Genomic DNA, 14,973 nt, shown 5'->3' with positions numbered 1-14,973 from the left:
CTAGCCGGCCACCAACACGACGGCCAGCACGACGATCAGCAGGCTGGACGCGAGGGCGGTGCAGAGCCGCCCTCGCGGCCCGGTCAGCAGCCGGCCGACCAGGCTGCCACCGGAGGCGATCAGCAGCTGCCAACTCGCCGAGGCGATGAAGGCGGCCAGCACGAACACCACCTCGCCGCCCGCGGTGAGCTCGTCGCCGGCCTGCCGGGCCAGCACCAGCGCCGCGAAGTAGACGATGGTCATCGGGTTGAGCAGCGTCAGGGCGAGAATGCCGCCGTACGCGCGCCAGGGCGTGCCCAGGCCCACGCCCGACCTGGCCGCCCGCGCCGGATCCCGGTGATGGCGCACCGCGGCGATCGCGGTGTGTGCGGCCAGCACCAGCAGCACGACGAAGGCGACCCAGCGCAGCGGGGTGGCGACCGGCTCGATGACCCCCGCGAGAGCGGCACCACCGAGCACCGCGACCGCGGCGTAGAGCCCGTCGGCGGTGGCCACGCCCAGCGCGGCCGAGGCACCGACCCGGAACGACGTGCGGGCGGTCAGCCCGATGATCAGAATGGCGATCGCACCGACCGGGATCGCGACACCGTAGCCGGCCAGCAGGCCGGCGATGAAGGCGTCGGTCATAGCGGATCAGCCGCGATCGACACCGACCAGGAGCCACGCTGCTGCCGGCGACCGGCGAGGGCCGTCGCGACAGAGACCTGGGACCTGGTGGATGCGATCACCCGCACATCATCGGGTACGGACACCGGCCCGCGCATCCGCATTTCAGCACGGCGGTTTCGCCGTGGCCCGGGCCGGGGAACACCACGGTTGATCGTTTGAACCGTTCGAGGAGGTCAGATGAGTGGCGTCGCCAACCCGGCCACGGTCGAGCAATGCCTGCGCGTGGGTGCCGGATTCACCCAGGGCGACCGGGCGTGGATCGCGCAACAGTTCGAGCCGCTGGACGCGCGCCTCGCGTCGTTCGACGCCGACGCGACCGAGCTGGAGATCTCCGTCAAGGACCGCCAGTCCCCCGGCCAGAAGGTCACGCTGGAGTGCTGGACCCGCGACGTCGACAAGATCGTCACGACCTCGACCGAGGACGACCTGCACGCCGCGGTGATGGACGTGCGTGACGACCTGCGCCGCCGCCTCACCGATGCCAAGGGGCGGCGCAGCCCCAGGTGACCGGCCTCGCCAAGGTCGCCCGGCCGGGCGACCTTGGCAGGAGGAACGTCACCGCCCCGCCTCAGCGGATCGGAGGCCACGCGCGAGGGCAGGCACCACCACCGCGGCGGCGACGAGGTGCAGCACGAGGAGCGCGATCGTGGTGGCGCCGCTCCCCCCGGCGACGAACGGTGGCACCAACGAGATCGCGGTAAGCGACACCGCCGTCCACAGGAACCGCTCGGTGGGGCGAGCGCTCCACCGGAGCAGGGCGACCGCGAGGACCACGCCGACGAGCGAGCAGAAGCCCGTCACCACGGCGAACCCCGCCAACGGGATCGTCTCGCCACCGTCGGGGATCTCGAAGTCGACGCCGACCGCCCGGGCGAGCGCGGCGGCGAGCGTGACGGCCAGGACCGCGCCGAGCGCGGCGACCACGCCGACCCGGATCATGTCAGCCGCTCCGGCAGCCCCAGCCGCGGGAACCGGTCGGCGTGGAACGTCGTGAGCTCGGCGATCGCGCCGCCGGTGACGCGCAGGACGTCGAGCGTCAGCGGCAGGTACGCGCTCTCCGACTCCCGCCAGAGATAGAAGGCGACGGCGGGCTGCCGGTTCACCCAGGTGGCCACGGTGCGCAGGGGTCCGAGGTCCAGGAAGCCGCTCTCGGTCCAGTCCTTGACCACCGCGGCGCGGCCGACGTGCAGGCCGGGCGTCGGCGGCATCGAGCAGCGAACATCGTCCCGCAGCAGGGCGGCGAGCCGGTCGAGGTCTTTGGCCACGCTCGCCTCGGTGAAGCGGCGCACGAGCTCGCGGGTTCCCGCGTCCTGCGAGCCGCCGGTCCACTCGTGCCTCCGTGCGGGCAGGTGCTCCCGCATGCCGGCGCGGGCCCGCTGCAGCGCGCTGTTCACGGAGTTGACGGAGTCGCCGAGCAGGTCCGCGACGTCCTTCGCCGGCCAGCCGAGCACGTCCCGCAGGATCAGCACGGCCCGTGGGCGCGGTGCGAGGTGCTGGACCGCGACCACGTACGCCAGCTCGATCGTCTCCCGTGCGACCGCGGCGTTCTCGGGCTCGTCCGCGCCGCCCGCCGGCACCTCGTCGAGCAGCCGGTCCGGGTAGGGCTGCAACCAGCGCACCTCGCCGCCGGCCGCCGGCTCCGGGCGGCTTCGCGCCAGCAGGTCCAGGCAGGCGTTCGTGGCGATCCGGTAGAGCCAGGCCCGGAACGTCGACCGCCCCGCGCAGGTCTCCCGCCGGCGCCACGCCCGCAGGAAGGTCTCCTGCACGGTGTCCTCGGCGTCCTCGAAGGACCCGAGCATCCGGTAGCAGTGCACGTGCAGCTCCCGCCGGTGCCGCTCCGCCAACCCCGCGAACGCCGGCTCGTCGACCTCGGTCAGCCCACCCACACCCATCGCGTCATCCTTCCGTCCCGTCGTGCCCTCTCCTAGGTATGACGGCCGCGGGCGCGACAACTCATCACTCCGGCCGGGCGACCCGGGGCAGCAGGAAGCTCAGCGCGAAGGTCAGGGCCAGCAGGCCGGTCACCGCCCAGAGCACCGACTCGATCGCGCCCGGGACGCCGGCCGGGCCGGTGGCGCGGTTGAAGAACAGGGTGCCGAGGGTGGCCACGCCGAGCGCGCCGGCGAACTGCTGGGCCGCGTTGAGGGCGCCGGAGGCCGAGCCGCTCTCCCCGGGCGAGACGCCGGCCAGGATGATGTCGAAGAACGGCGCCATCGCGAGGCCCATGCCGATGCCGAACAGGGCGAGGGCCGGGGCCAGCCGCCACGACGACACCTCCGCCGAGAGGTGCACCGTGGCGAGGAAGGCGAGCACCGCCAGCGCCATCACGGTCACGCCGGCCTGGAGCGCCACCCGGCCGTGCTTCCGGGCGAACCCGCCGGCGGCCGACAGGCCGAAGCCGGCGACCACGCCGATCGCCTGCGGCACGGTGGTCAGGCCCGTGCGCAGGGGCGAGAAGCCGAGGCCGAGCTGCAGGTAGAGGCTCAGGGTCAGCGAGAAGCCCAGCATGCCGGCGAAGTAGGCCGTGCCCGCCACCAGGCCACCGGTGAAGGCCCGCTTGCGGAACAGGGTCGGGACCACCAGCGGGTCGAGCCCGCGGCGTTGGCGGCGGACCTCGTACCAGCCGAACAGGCCGAAGATCCCCAACGCCGCAGCCATCGAGGCGAACGTCCAGGCCGGCCAGCCCAGCTCGCGGCCCTGGACGATCGGGTAGACCAGCAGGAACATCGCGGCCGATACCAGGCCGACGCCCACGAGGTCGAGCCGGGGCGAAGCGGTGTCCCGGGACGCCGGCAGGAAGCGCAGCGCGAGCACCAGGCCGAGCAGCCCGATCGGCAGGTTGACCAGGAAGATCATGCGCCAGCCGAGGCCGAACAGGTCGGCGTCGACCAGCCAGCCGGCGAGGATCGGGCCACCGACCGCCGACAGGCCCATCACCGGCCCGAACAGGCCGAACGCGGCGCCGACCTGGCTCGGCGGGAACATCTCCTTGATCAGACCGAGGCCCTGCGGCAGCAGGACGGCGCCGAACAGGCCCTGCAGGACCCGGGCGGTGACCAGCGTCCCCTCGCCCTGGGCGACGGCGCACAGCAGCGAGGCCGCGACGAAGCCGCCCGTGCCGACCAGGAACATCCGGCGGCGGCCGTAGAGGTCGCCCAGGCGGCCGCCGGTGACCAGGCCGACCGCCATGGCCAGCGTGTAGCCGGCGGCGAGCCACTGGATGGTGCTCTCGGGCGCGCCGAGGTCGGCCCGGATGGTCGGGCCCGCGATGGTCGTGACCAGCGCGTCCAGCAGGTCCATGACCTCGGCGGTGAGGATCGCGAACAGGGCGACCCAGCGCCAGCGGTACGCGGGTGGGTCGGCGGTGGGCGCCGCTACAGCGGCGGTGGCGGCGACGGACATCGGCACTCCCGAAAGCGAACAGCGTTCGAACCTGGACGAACACTGTTCTACGCTCGAACAGTGTTCGCGTCAAGTACGATGTTCGACGTGACCGAGGTCCTCCCGACTCCGCCCTGGAAGAAGCCCCGCCGGCCGGCCGCGCCGAGCCGTGAGCCGCTGACCGCCGACAAGATCGTCGACGCGGCGCTGAAGGTGCTCGACACCGAAGGGCTCGACGCGGTGAGCATGCGGCGGGTCGCCGACGAGCTGCACACGGGCGCGGCGTCGCTCTACGCGCACGTCGCCAACAAGGAGGAGCTGCTCGACCTGGTCCGGGAGCGGGTGCTCAGCGAGGTGCGGCTGCCGGAGCCTGACCCGGCACGCTGGCAGGACCAGATCCGGGAGCTGGCGTTCGAGATCCAGCGGGCGCACGCCCAGCACCGCGACATCGCCCGGCTGAGCCTGGGCAACATCCCGGTGGGCTACCACGCCCTGCGGGTCGGCGAGTGCATGCTGGCGATCATGTTGGCCGGCGGGGTGCCGTCGAACGTGGCCGCGCTGGCCACCGACCGGCTGTCCCTCTACATCGCCGCCGACTCGTACGAGGGTGCGCTGATCGTCTCGCGCTACAAGCTCGACTCACCCGAGGCGAGCGAGCACTTCCAGGCGCACCTGTCGGAGATCCACGAGTACTACAAGACGCTGCCGCAGGACCGGTTTCCCAGCCTGCGGCAGCATGTCGACGAGCTGATCCAGGCCGACAGCGACGAACGCTTCGCGTTCGGCCTGGACATGTTGATCAGAAGTTTGGAGACCTACACGTTGAAGCCGAGCGACCGGAGCTGATCCCGACCCTCGTCGGTGATCTTGTCGGGGCCCCACGGCGGCAGCCACACCCAGTTGATCCGGAAGTCGCTGACGATGCCGCCGCCCGGGCCGGTCGTCAGGGCCGCGCGGGTCTGGTCCTCGATCACGTCGGTCAGCGGGCAGGCCGCCGACGTCAGCGTCATGTCCAGCGTGGCGACGTTCTCCTCGTCGACGTGCACGCCGTAGACCAGGCCGAGGTCGACGACGTTGATGCCGAGCTCCGGGTCGACGACGTCCTTCATCGCCTCTTCGATGACGTCGACGGACGCCTTCGCGGGGCTCACGGTCTCTTCACTCATGCCTTCACCTCGGGTCCCACCGTCACGCCGGCGCGTACCGCCGCGTCCTTGAACGCCATCCAGGGCAGCAGCGCGCACTTCACGCGCGCCGGATAACGTGCCACTCCGGAGAACGCCACGCCGTCACCCAACAATTCCTCGTCCGGCTCGACCTGGCCGCGACCCTGCATCAGCTCGACGAACGCGTCGTGGACCTTGAACGCCTCGTCGACCGGCAGGGTGGCCAGCAGGTCGTGCAGGACACTCGCCGAGGCCTGGCTGATCGAGCAGCCCATCCCCTCGTACGAGACGTCCGCCAGCTTGTCGCCGGCCACGGCGACCCGGATCGTCACCTCGTCACCACAGGTCGGGTTGACGTGGTGCGCCTCACCGCCGAACGGCTCCCGGAGCCCGCGACCGTGCGGCCGCTTGTAGTGCTCCAGGATGATCTCCTGGTATAGCTGGTCGAACTGCATCAGCCGAACACCTTTCGCACCCGCTCGAGCCCTCGCACGAGCGCGTCGACCTCCTCGGTCGTCGTGTAGACGTAGAACGACGCGCGGGTGGTCGCGGGCACTCCGTAGCGCACGCAGACCGGCCGCGCGCAGTGGTGGCCGACCCGCACCTCCACACCCTCGTCGTCGAGCACCTGGCCGACGTCGTGGGGGTGGATGCCCTCCAGCGCGAACGAGATCGTGCCGCCGCGCCCCTCGGGCACGCCCGGGCCGAAGATCCGCAGCGTGGGCACGGAAGCCAGCGCTTCCAGCGCGTACGCCGTGATCTCCTGCTCGTGGGCCTGCACCGCGGCCATGCCGATGTCGGTCAGGTAGTCGATCGCGGCGCCCAGGCCGACCGCCTCGACGATCGGCGGGGTGCCCGCCTCGAACCGGGCCGGAGCCGGCGCGAACGTCGACTTCTCCATCGTCACGGTCTCGATCATCGAGCCGCCACCGAGCACCGGCGGCATCGCCTCGAGCAGCTCGGCCCGGCCCCAGAGCACGCCGATGCCGGTCGGCCCGAGCATCTTGTGCCCGGTGAACGCGATGAAGTCGACACCCAGGGCCTGCACGTCGACCGGGAAGTGCGGCACCGACTGCGAGCCGTCGAGCAGCACCAGCGCGCCGACCTCGTGCGCCCGGGCGACGATCCGCGCCGGGTCGTTGATCGTGCCCAGGATGTTGGACATGTGCACGATCGAGACGAGCTTGGTGCGCTCGTTGACCAGGGTGTCGAGCTCCGACTCGTCGAGCCGGCCCTCGTCGGTGACCGCGAACCAGCGCAGGGTCGCGCCGGTGCGCTCGCACAGCAGCTGCCACGGGACGATGTTGGAGTGGTGCTCCATCTCGGAGATCACCACTTCGTCGCCGGGGCCGAGGCGGAACCGGGGATCACTCCCCGGGGTCGCCGAGGCGTTCGAGAAGGCGTACGCGAGCAGGTTGATCGCTTCGGTGGAGTTCTTGCCGAACACCACCTCGGACGCGGCCGGCGCGTTGACGAACGCCGCCACCTTCTCGCGCGCGCCCTCGTAGGCGAGCGTCGCCTCGGTGCCCAGCGTGTGCACCGAGCGCGACACGTTGCCGTTGTGCCGCTCGTGGTGCGCCCGCATGACATCGAGCACCTGGCGGGGTTTCTGGGACGTGTTGGCGCTGTCCAGATAGACCAGCGGGTGGCCGTTGACCTCTCGACCGAGGATCGGGAAGTCGGCACGCAACGCGGCGACGTCGAACGTCGACGGGATCGCGAGAGACGTCATGACTGGGCAGCCCTTCGTGCGTCGATCAGGCGGTGGCCGGACCGGTTTCCGCCAGGTAGCGCGCGTAGCCCTCGGCCTCGAGCTTCTCCGCCAGCTCCGGACCGCCCTCTTCGACGATCCGCCCGCCGGCGAAGACGTGCACGTAGTCGGGAGTGATGTAGCGCAGGATCCGGGTGTAGTGCGTGATCAGCAGGACGCCGGTCTCGCCGGTCTCCCGGACCCGGTTGACGCCCTCGCTGACCACGCGCAGGGCGTCGATGTCGAGGCCGGAGTCGGTCTCGTCGAGGATCGCCGTCTTCGGCTTGAGCAGCTCGAGCTGGACGATCTCGTGCCGCTTCTTCTCACCGCCGGAGAAGCCCTCGTTGACGTTGCGCTGGGCGAACGCCGGGTCCATCTGGAGCCGCTCCATCGCGCCGCGCAGCTCGCCGGCCCAGGTGCGCAGCTTCGGCGCCTCGCCGTCGATCGCGGTCTTCGCGGTGCGCAGGAAGTTGGCGACCGAGACGCCGGGCACCTCGACCGGGTACTGCATCGCGAGGAACAGGCCGGCGCGGGCGCGCTCGTCGACGGTCATCGACAGCACGTCGGCCCCGTCCAGCGTCACCGAGCCGCCGGTGATCTCGTACTTCGGGTGGCCGGCGATCGAGTAGGCCAGCGTCGACTTACCCGAGCCGTTGGGGCCCATGATCGCGTGCGTCTCCCCGGCGCGGACCGTGAGGTCGACGCCCGCCAGGATCGGCTTGAGCTGGCCGTCGGGCAGCTTGACCGAGACCCTCAGGTCGCGGATCTCCAGAACGCTCATGCGGGCATTACTCCATTGCTCGGCGTGAGGGCGACGAAGACCTCGCCGTCACGGACTTCGACTGGGTAGACAGGAACGGGTTCGGTCGCCGGCAGGCCCGTGGGCTCGCCGGTGCGCAGGTCGAAACGGGAACCGTGCAGCCAGCACTCGAGCGTGCAGCCGTCGACCTCGCCCTCGGACAGGGCGACCGCGGCGTGCGAGCACTCGTCGTAGGCGACGTAGAAGTTGTCGTCCTCACCGTGCACCACCGCGAGCTCCAGGTCGTCGACGACGGCCCGGATCGCCGTGCCCTTGGGCACGTCCTCGACGGAGCACAGGCGGACGAGGCTCACTGCTGGCCCTTCGCGAGCCGGGCCTCGATGGCGTCGCCGAGGCGGTCGCGCAGCGACTCGGCCGGGATCTTCTGCAGCAGCTCGGCGAAGAAGCCGCGGACGACCAGCTTGCGCGCCTCGGTCTCCGGGATGCCCCGGGCCATCAGGTAGAACAGCTGCTCGTCGTCGAACCGGCCGGTCGCGCTCGCGTGCCCGGCACCGACGATCTCGCCGGTCTCGATCTCCAGGTTGGGGACCGAGTCGGCGCGGGCACCGTCGCTGAGCACCAGGTTGCGGTTGATCTCGTAGGTGTCCGTGCCGGTCGCCGCCACCTGGATCAGCACGTCGCCGACCCAGACGGTGTGCGCGCCGTCGCCCTGCAGCGCGCCGCGGTAGCCGACGTAGCTGCGGCAGTCCGGGATGCTGTGGTCGACGAGCTGGCGGTGCTCCAGGTGCTGGTCGCCGTCGGCGAAGTAGAGCCCGTAGAGCTCCGCGTCGCCGCCGCGGCCCGCGTAGTCGACGCTCGTGTACTGCCGCACCAGGTCGCCGCCGAGGCTGACCTGCACGTGGGTGACCCGGGCGTCCCGGCCGAGCCGGAACTTGATGTGCTGGGCCTGCACCGCGTCGGACGCCCAGTCGGCCACGGTGACCAGCGTGAGCTGGGCGCCGTCGGCGACGTCGACCTCGACGTTGTCGGCCAGCGTGGTCGAACCGACCTGCTCGACGACCAACGTCGCCTTGGCGAAGCGGCCGACCTCGATCACCGTGTGCGCGTACGCGATCCCGGCGCCGCCGCCGATCACCCGTACCGTCGCCGGCTCGGCGACCTCGGCCTCCGGCGCGACCGCGATCAGCGTCGCACCGGTCGCGCCGCCGAAGCCGAGCGCGCTGACCCGGTCGAACGGGACCAGCACGCGGCCGATCCGCTCGTCGCCCTTGGCCAGCTCCGACACGGTGATGCCGGCCGGCAGGCCGTCGTGCTCGAAGCGCAGGGTCGTCTCCGCCGCCGGGTTGCCGGTCGCGAGACCGCGCATCCGCTTCAGCGGCGTGAAGCGCCACTCCTCTTCGAGGCCCGTCAGGGCCGGGAAGTCGGCGACGTCGGCCGAGCGCAGGCTCTGCGCCTTGGTCTTGGGCACGCTCGACGTCTTGGGCGGGGTTACCGCCACCTCGGTTTCCGTGGGCATTTAGCCGACGGCCCCTTCCATCTGCAGTTCGATGAGCCGGTTGAGCTCCAGGGCGTATTCCATCGGGAGTTCCTTGGCGATCGGCTCGATGAAGCCGCGGACGATCATCGCCATCGCCTCGTCCTCGGTCAGGCCCCGGCTCATCAGGTAGAAGAGCTGGTCCTCGCTGACCTTGGAGACGGTCGCCTCGTGACCCATCGCCACGTCGTCCTCGCGGATGTCCACATAGGGGTACGTGTCGGAACGGGAGATCGTGTCGACCAGGAGCGCGTCGCACTTGACGGTGCTCTTGGAGTGCGACGAGCCCTCCAGCACCTGCACGAGGCCGCGGTAGGAGGTGCGGCCACCGCCGCGCGCGATCGACTTGGAGATGATAGTGCTGCTGGTGTGCGGCGCGGCGTGCACCATCTTGGCGCCGGCGTCCTGGTGCTGGCCCTCGCCGGCCATCGCGACCGAGAGCACCTCGCCCTTGGCGTGCTCGCCCATCATCCAGACGGCGGGGTATTTCATCGTGACCTTGGAGCCGATGTTGCCGTCGATCCACTCCATGGTCGCGCCCTCGTGCGCCACGGCGCGCTTGGTGACCAGGTTGTAGACGTTGTTCGACCAGTTCTGGATGGTCGTGTAACGGCAGCGGGCGCCCTTCTTCACGATGATCTCGACGACCGCGCTGTGCAGCGAGTCGGACGAATAGATGGGCGCGGTGCAGCCCTCGACGTAGTGCACGTAGGCACCCTCGTCGACGATGATCAGCGTGCGCTCGAACTGGCCCATGTTTTCCGTGTTGATCCGGAAGTAGGCCTGGAGCGGGATCTCCACGTGCACGCCCGGCGGCACGTAGATGAAGGAGCCACCCGACCACACCGAGGTGTTGAGCGCCGCGAACTTGTTGTCGCCGACCGGGATCACCGAGCCGAAGTATTCCTTGAACAGCTCCGGGTGCTCGCGCAGGCCCGTGTCGGTGTCGAGGAAGATGACGCCCTGCTCCTCGAGGTCCTCACGGATCTTGTGGTAGACCACCTCGGACTCGTACTGCGCCGCCACACCGGCGACCAGCCGCTGCTTCTCGGCCTCCGGGATGCCCAGCTTGTCGTACGTGTTCTTGATGTCGGCGGGCAGGTCGTCCCAGCTCGCCGCCTGCTTCTCCGTCGAGCGCACAAAGTATTTAATGTTGTCGAAGTCGATCCCGCCGAGGTCGGCGCCCCAGTCGGGCATCGGCTTGCGGCCGAACAGCCGCAGGCCCTTGAGGCGCAGGTCGAGCATCCACTCGGGCTCGTTCTTCTTGGCGGAGATGTCACGCACCACCGCCTCGTTGAGCCCGCGCTGCGCCGTGGCGCCGGCGGTGTCGGAGTCGGCCCACCCGTACTGGTAGTTGGCCAGGGCAGCGAGGTGCTCCTCCTGGGTCACAACGGGTTGGACGATCTGCTCGGTCATTTATCTGTCCTCACAGTTCCTGTCGGGGTGCCTTGCTGAGCCGGGATATGCGTTGTGCATACCCCGTCACCGTGTGCGATGGTGGCCAGACGCTGGACGTGGGTGCCGACCAGGCGGGAAATAACCGCCGTCTCGGCCTCGCACAGCTCGGGAAACTCGGCCGCCACGTGGGCCACGGGGCAGTGGTGCTGACACAGCTGCCCTCCGGTGGCGATCGTGGAAGCGTTGGCAGCGTAGCCCTCGGCGGTCAGCGCCTCGGCGAGTGCCTCCGCGCGCGCGATGGGGTCGTCGCCGGCGCCTTCCATGGCCTCGCGGCAGCGGCTCTCCAGCGCGGACACCTGGTCGGCCGCGAACGCGTCGACGGCGCCCTCACCACCGTGCGTGGCGATCCACCGCATCGCGGCGGTGGCCATGTTGTCGTAGGTGTGGCGCCCGCAGCGCAGCCGCGCCGCGTCGGTGAGCGTGAAGACCTTGGCCGGGCGGCCGCGCCCCCGACCGGCCCGCACCGGGCGCTGCCGGCTGACCACGTCGCCGTCGGTCAGCAGCGCGTCGAGGTGCTTGCGGATGGCGGCCGGGCTGAGCTGGAGCGCGTCGCCGAGCTCGGCGGCGGTGGCGGTGCCCCGCTCCAGCAGGAGCGCCAGCACGCGGTCGCGGGTGCGCCGATCCGCGGGGACGGACCGGGAACCGGTCGTCTCCGCCTGCGGAGGCAGCATCGCGACGTATTTCACTACCACAACGTTACGTATTTCCACCGCTGGGAGCAAACTGGCACGCCAGTGATCGACATCACCGCCTCGGTGCGGCGGCGCGGGGGCGACGGCCGATCTCTCTCCTACGTTACGTAGGATCTCGCGGGTGATCCCCCTGCTCCGCCGTCTGGCGCTGGCCAACATCATCGCGAACGTCGCCATCGTCGTCACCGGTGGGGCCGTCCGGCTGACCGGTTCCGGCCTCGGGTGCCCGACCTGGCCCCGGTGCACCGACGCCTCGTACGTGCCGAACGGCGAGATGGGCATCCACGGGGTCATCGAGTTCAGCAACCGGATGCTCGGCTGGGTGGTCGGCGCGGTCGCCCTGGCCACCCTGATCGCCGCGTTCGTGCACCACCGCCGCGAGCGCACGGTCGGCAGCCGCAGGCTCAACCGGCTGGCGCTGGGCGTGTTCCTGGGCATCCCCGCGCAGGGTGTGGTGGGCGGGATCACCGTGCTCACCAACCTCAACCCGTGGGTGGTCGGTCTGCACTTCCTGGCCTCGATCGGCGTGCTGGCCGCGGCGTACGCGCTCTGGCGCCGCACCGTGGACGGTCCCGGCCCGCGCCGCACCGTCGTGCCCAGCCCGCTCCGGCAGCTCGTCTGGGTGCTGACCGTCGTCTCGCTGGCCGTCGTCGCGCTCGGCGTGATCGTGACCGGCTCGGGGCCGCACGCCGGCGACGTCGACGCGCACCGCACCGGCCTCGACCCGGAGACGATCTCCCAGGTGCACGCGGACGTCGTCTTCCTGCTGCTCGGCCTCACGCTGGCGGTGTGGTTCGCCGCCCGCGCGACCGGCGCCCGGCGCACCGCCCGGGCCGCCCTGGTCCTGCTCGCGATCGAGCTGAGCCAGGGCGTGATCGGCTTCGTGCAGTACTTCACCGGGCTGCCGGAGATCCTGGTCGGCCTGCACATGCTCGGCGCCTGCCTGGTCTGGCTGGCGACGCTCAGCGTGCTCTGGTCAACCCGCGGCGTGGGCGACGGCGGCGGCGAAGCGCTCGGGAGCACCGCCGCTGGTGCCGAAGAAGAGCGAGGGCTCGGTGAGCTCCAGCTCGATCAGGACGGGCGCACCGCTGTCGTCGGGCACCAGGTCGACCCGCGCGTAGAGGAGCCGGTCCCGGCCGCCCGGAACGGCGTCCAGGGCGCGCTCGGCGACGGCCAGCTGCGCGGCTGACGCCTCCGCCGGGTCGATCCGCTCCTCCTTGTAGAGCCCGCTGACGCCCTCGTCGGGGCCGCTGAGCATGGCGCCCTTGCGGGCGGCGTGGCTGAACCGCAGCCCGGTGCCGTCGTTGAGGTAGACCAGCGCGGTCTCACCAGCCGCCTCGATCGCCGCCATGAACGGCTGGATCAGGGCGGTACGGCCGGCGTCGCTGAGTCGCTTCAGGTGCTCGTTGAACGCGGTGCCCTCCTCCCGCATCCGGTAGCGGCCCGCGTCGACGCTGCCGGCGCCGATGGCGGGCTTGATGACGGCGTCCGTCGGCAGGTCGTAGAGGAACCAACCACCGGGCTCGACGACGGTCGTCGGGATGACCGGGACGCCGGCCTCCGCCAGCTCGCTCAGGTAGCGCTTGTCCGTGTTCCAGACGACGACGTCGGCCGGGTTGGCGAGGTTGGTGAGCCGGCCGGCCCAGGAGACGAACTCCGCGTGGCGCGGGGCGTAGTCCCAGGGAGACCGCAGCACGACGAGGTCGTACGCGGCCCAGTCGACCGTGGGGTCGTCCCAGACGACCGGCTCGGCGGCGACCCCGCGGGCCGCCAGCGGTGCCAGCACCAGCCGGTCGTCGTCCTCGAGGTCAGGAATTTGATCGCAGGTAACAAGAGCGACCCGGGATGTCTCCCGGGTCGCCGCCTGGTCGTGGGTGGATGTGGTGGTGGTCAACTAACCGCTTTCTGGTGGTGTGGGTCAGCGCGAGAGTGTGCGCCGGGCCATCGACCGCCACAGGTCGTTGCTCGGCCGCATCTGGTCCATGAGCTCGCGCTCCCACTCGTTCTCGATCGCGACCCCCGCGCTCTCACACGCCGCACGGGCCACGTCAGTGCCATCCGCGAACTGGTCCGCCCAGGTGCCGTCCTCGCCGACGAGGACGATCCGGGCGCCACGCTTGCCGACGTATTCGATGACCGCCCTGGCGCCGCCGTGTCCGGCGGCGAACGACCGGATGCCGTGCACCAGACCCTCGGGGGTCGTGGCGGCGGGCTGTTCGGTCGTCAGCGTCGTATCGGAACCATCTGCCATGCCGGAGAGCGTAAGCACGCCTACCGGAATCCGCGTGCCATCCGATCGTGTTTTGTGACTCCTGTCATCGGCTGATTTAAGAGAGGCCACAGGAAATTTGAACGACCAAAGCGAGACATATCCGGTTAAATTCGGATGACATCTCGGACAACTGCCATCCCCCGTCCGTGGGCGCCGCGCAGATCGGTCTTTTCCCGCGATTCACGGCCCAACCGCCCATATCGGGCCGGCGCCCGATCAGAGCAGCGCGTCGATCGCGACCGCGACGCACACGATCGTCAGGTACGTGATCGACCAGTGGAACAGCCGCATCGGCTTGAGCGGTTCGCCCCGCTTCGACCGGCCCACCAGCCGGTACGCCTCGATGAGGAAGAACACGCCGCTGACGAGTGCCGTGACGCCGTAGAGCGGGCCCAGCCCGAGCGGCCAGGCGGCCACCGAGGTGGCCACGGTCAGCCAGGTGAACAGCACGATCTCGCGGTTGACCCGGGCGGCGGAGCGCACCACGGGCAGCATCGGGATGCCGGCGCGCGCGTAGTCGTCCTTGTATTTGATGGCCAGCGCGTAGAAGTGCGGCATCTGCCAGAAGAAGACCACCCCGAACAGCGCCCAGGCGAGCGGCGACAGGCCGCCGGTGACGGCCGCCCAGCCGATCAGCACCGGAGCGGCACCGCAGGCGCCGCCCCAGAACGTGTTCTGCGGCGTGGTCCGTTTGAGCCAGAGCGTGTAGACGAGGTCGTAGTAGGCGATCGCGCCCGCGGTCAGCGCGGCGGCGAGCCAGTTGGTGAACCCGGCCATCAGGCCCACCGAGACCACCGCCAGCACCAGCCCGAACACCAGCACGCTGCGCGGGGCGAGGGCGTGCGTGGGCAGCGGGCGCCGCTTGGTGCGGCGCATCAGCTGGTCGATGTCGCGGTCGATGTAGCAGTTGAGGGCGTTGGCGGCGCCCGCGGCCAGCGTGCCACCGACCAGCACCACGACCATCGTGCCGACCGGTGGGATGCCACCGGCCGCGAGCATCATCGCCGGCACCGTGGTGACCAGGAGCAACTCGATGATCCGCGGCTTGGTCAACGCGACGTAGGCACGGACTAAGGCGAGCGGGTCGCGTCGCGGCGGCACCGGGACCGGGCCCGGCACCAGGGTCGGCGACGGGCGCTCCGTGACCATGCTCAAGGCCGTGTCCACCTTCCTCGGCGCTTCGTCGTCAAGCCGCGACCGGCGACGGTCAACAAGCCGATCGACAGCGTACGCGGCGCGTATCCGCGCTGATCGGCGACCCGACGCGGTGCGGCGAGAACCACCCGAGGAG

At 70.8% G+C, this 14,973-nt stretch carries 17 protein-coding genes; 3 read left to right on the top strand and 14 right to left on the bottom strand.

Features of this window, described 5'->3' with window-relative positions; all coding sequences use genetic code 11:
• Positions 1-627: a LysE family transporter gene (locus CHC05_RS29250; RefSeq protein WP_089253824.1), complete on the bottom strand. Its 627-nt coding sequence runs from the start codon at positions 625-627 to the stop codon at positions 1-3.
• Positions 628-846: 219 nt separating this feature from the next.
• Between CHC05_RS29250 and CHC05_RS29245 the strand changes: the two genes are divergently transcribed.
• Positions 847-1,176 (top strand): HPF/RaiA family ribosome-associated protein, encoded by a 330-nt coding sequence (locus CHC05_RS29245; protein WP_089253823.1) that lies wholly within the window; start codon positions 847-849, stop codon positions 1,174-1,176.
• A 48-nt stretch (positions 1,177-1,224) separates the two neighbouring features.
• On the opposite strand, the gene CHC05_RS29240 is transcribed toward CHC05_RS29245, so the two are convergent.
• From CHC05_RS29240 to CHC05_RS29230, 3 genes are all read right to left on the bottom strand, one after another.
• The gene (locus CHC05_RS29240) at positions 1,225-1,608 is read right to left on the bottom strand and encodes a DUF6069 family protein (RefSeq protein ID WP_089253822.1); all 384 of its coding nucleotides are present in this window, start codon (positions 1,606-1,608) and stop codon (positions 1,225-1,227) included.
• Positions 1,605-2,561, bottom strand: a complete 957-nt coding sequence (locus CHC05_RS29235) for an RNA polymerase subunit sigma-70 (RefSeq protein WP_089253821.1) — start codon at positions 2,559-2,561, stop codon at positions 1,605-1,607. The genes CHC05_RS29240 and CHC05_RS29235 overlap by 4 nt, the downstream gene beginning before the upstream one ends.
• A gap of 64 nt (positions 2,562-2,625) precedes the next feature.
• A complete protein-coding gene (locus CHC05_RS29230) occupies positions 2,626-4,071 on the bottom strand; it encodes a DHA2 family efflux MFS transporter permease subunit (RefSeq protein WP_089253820.1) in 1,446 nt (481 codons plus the stop codon).
• An 87-nt stretch (positions 4,072-4,158) separates the two neighbouring features.
• Here CHC05_RS29230 and CHC05_RS29225 point away from each other — a divergent pair, with 87 nt between their 5' ends.
• Positions 4,159-4,896 carry a TetR/AcrR family transcriptional regulator C-terminal domain-containing protein gene (locus tag CHC05_RS29225; protein WP_218824711.1) on the top strand — a complete coding sequence of 246 codons (738 nt, stop codon included), beginning with the start codon at positions 4,159-4,161 and terminating at the stop codon, positions 4,894-4,896.
• On the opposite strand, the gene CHC05_RS29220 is transcribed toward CHC05_RS29225, so the two are convergent.
• Genes CHC05_RS29220 through CHC05_RS29185 form a run of 8 tightly spaced genes read right to left on the bottom strand, consistent with a single transcriptional unit; the run spans position 4,866 to position 11,389 of the window.
• Positions 4,866-5,216 carry a metal-sulfur cluster assembly factor gene (locus tag CHC05_RS29220; protein WP_218824710.1) on the bottom strand — a complete coding sequence of 117 codons (351 nt, stop codon included), beginning with the start codon at positions 5,214-5,216 and terminating at the stop codon, positions 4,866-4,868. The genes CHC05_RS29225 and CHC05_RS29220 overlap by 31 nt on opposite strands.
• Positions 5,213-5,671 carry a Fe-S cluster assembly sulfur transfer protein SufU gene (sufU, locus tag CHC05_RS29215; protein ID WP_089253818.1) on the bottom strand — a complete coding sequence of 153 codons (459 nt, stop codon included), beginning with the start codon at positions 5,669-5,671 and terminating at the stop codon, positions 5,213-5,215. Before sufU ends, CHC05_RS29220 begins: the two co-directional genes overlap by 4 nt.
• Positions 5,671-6,948, bottom strand: a complete 1,278-nt coding sequence (locus CHC05_RS29210) for a cysteine desulfurase (RefSeq protein WP_089253817.1) — start codon at positions 6,946-6,948, stop codon at positions 5,671-5,673. The genes sufU and CHC05_RS29210 overlap by 1 nt, the downstream gene beginning before the upstream one ends.
• Before the next feature lie 25 nt (positions 6,949-6,973).
• Entirely contained in the window at positions 6,974-7,747 is a 774-nt protein-coding gene (sufC, locus tag CHC05_RS29205; protein WP_089253816.1) for a Fe-S cluster assembly ATPase SufC, read from the bottom strand.
• Positions 7,744-8,079, bottom strand: a complete 336-nt coding sequence (locus CHC05_RS29200) for a non-heme iron oxygenase ferredoxin subunit (protein WP_089253815.1) — start codon at positions 8,077-8,079, stop codon at positions 7,744-7,746. The genes sufC and CHC05_RS29200 overlap by 4 nt, the downstream gene beginning before the upstream one ends.
• Entirely contained in the window at positions 8,076-9,242 is a 1,167-nt protein-coding gene (sufD, locus tag CHC05_RS29195) for a Fe-S cluster assembly protein SufD (protein ID WP_089253814.1), read from the bottom strand. The genes CHC05_RS29200 and sufD overlap by 4 nt, the downstream gene beginning before the upstream one ends.
• The gene (gene sufB, locus CHC05_RS29190) at positions 9,243-10,676 is read right to left on the bottom strand and encodes a Fe-S cluster assembly protein SufB (protein WP_089253813.1); all 1,434 of its coding nucleotides are present in this window, start codon (positions 10,674-10,676) and stop codon (positions 9,243-9,245) included.
• Entirely contained in the window at positions 10,673-11,389 is a 717-nt protein-coding gene (locus CHC05_RS29185) for a helix-turn-helix transcriptional regulator (protein ID WP_089253963.1), read from the bottom strand. Before CHC05_RS29185 ends, sufB begins: the two co-directional genes overlap by 4 nt.
• Before the next feature lie 142 nt (positions 11,390-11,531).
• Between CHC05_RS29185 and CHC05_RS29180 the strand changes: the two genes are divergently transcribed.
• Entirely contained in the window at positions 11,532-12,599 is a 1,068-nt protein-coding gene (locus CHC05_RS29180; protein WP_245871275.1) for a COX15/CtaA family protein, read from the top strand.
• Positions 12,600-13,328: 729 nt separating this feature from the next.
• On the opposite strand, the gene CHC05_RS29175 is transcribed toward CHC05_RS29180, so the two are convergent.
• Both CHC05_RS29175 and CHC05_RS29170 read right to left on the bottom strand, forming a co-directional pair.
• Positions 13,329-13,661 carry a hypothetical protein gene (locus CHC05_RS29175; RefSeq protein WP_089253811.1) on the bottom strand — a complete coding sequence of 111 codons (333 nt, stop codon included), beginning with the start codon at positions 13,659-13,661 and terminating at the stop codon, positions 13,329-13,331.
• Positions 13,662-13,898: 237 nt separating this feature from the next.
• Positions 13,899-14,837 carry a heme o synthase gene (locus tag CHC05_RS29170; protein ID WP_425426859.1) on the bottom strand — a complete coding sequence of 313 codons (939 nt, stop codon included), beginning with the start codon at positions 14,835-14,837 and terminating at the stop codon, positions 13,899-13,901.
• Positions 14,838-14,973 lie beyond the last annotated feature (136 nt).

Origin of the sequence: Asanoa hainanensis, assembly GCF_900188485.1 — a bacterium.
GTDB classification, from domain to species: domain Bacteria; phylum Actinomycetota; class Actinomycetes; order Mycobacteriales; family Micromonosporaceae; genus Asanoa; species Asanoa hainanensis.
This window is presented reverse-complemented; position numbering and strand designations above follow the sequence as displayed.

Coding starts and splice junctions, on each gene's coding strand:
- CHC05_RS29220 (WP_218824710.1), bottom strand. CDS start 5,216: ATGAGTGAAGAGACCGTGAGCCCCGCGAAGGCGTCCGTCGACGTCATC.
- CHC05_RS29250 (WP_089253824.1), bottom strand. CDS start 627: ATGACCGACGCCTTCATCGCCGGCCTGCTGGCCGGCTACGGTGTCGCG.
- CHC05_RS29245 (WP_089253823.1), top strand. CDS start 847: ATGAGTGGCGTCGCCAACCCGGCCACGGTCGAGCAATGCCTGCGCGTG.
- CHC05_RS29230 (WP_089253820.1), bottom strand. CDS start 4,071: ATGTCCGTCGCCGCCACCGCCGCTGTAGCGGCGCCCACCGCCGACCCA.
- CHC05_RS29240 (WP_089253822.1), bottom strand. CDS start 1,608: ATGATCCGGGTCGGCGTGGTCGCCGCGCTCGGCGCGGTCCTGGCCGTC.
- CHC05_RS29185 (WP_089253963.1), bottom strand. CDS start 11,389: ATGCTGCCTCCGCAGGCGGAGACGACCGGTTCCCGGTCCGTCCCCGCG.
- sufU (WP_089253818.1), bottom strand. CDS start 5,671: ATGCAGTTCGACCAGCTATACCAGGAGATCATCCTGGAGCACTACAAG.
- sufC (WP_089253816.1), bottom strand. CDS start 7,747: ATGAGCGTTCTGGAGATCCGCGACCTGAGGGTCTCGGTCAAGCTGCCC.
- CHC05_RS29210 (WP_089253817.1), bottom strand. CDS start 6,948: ATGACGTCTCTCGCGATCCCGTCGACGTTCGACGTCGCCGCGTTGCGT.
- sufB (WP_089253813.1), bottom strand. CDS start 10,676: ATGACCGAGCAGATCGTCCAACCCGTTGTGACCCAGGAGGAGCACCTC.
- sufD (WP_089253814.1), bottom strand. CDS start 9,242: ATGCCCACGGAAACCGAGGTGGCGGTAACCCCGCCCAAGACGTCGAGC.
- CHC05_RS29235 (WP_089253821.1), bottom strand. CDS start 2,561: ATGGGTGTGGGTGGGCTGACCGAGGTCGACGAGCCGGCGTTCGCGGGG.
- CHC05_RS29175 (WP_089253811.1), bottom strand. CDS start 13,661: ATGGCAGATGGTTCCGATACGACGCTGACGACCGAACAGCCCGCCGCC.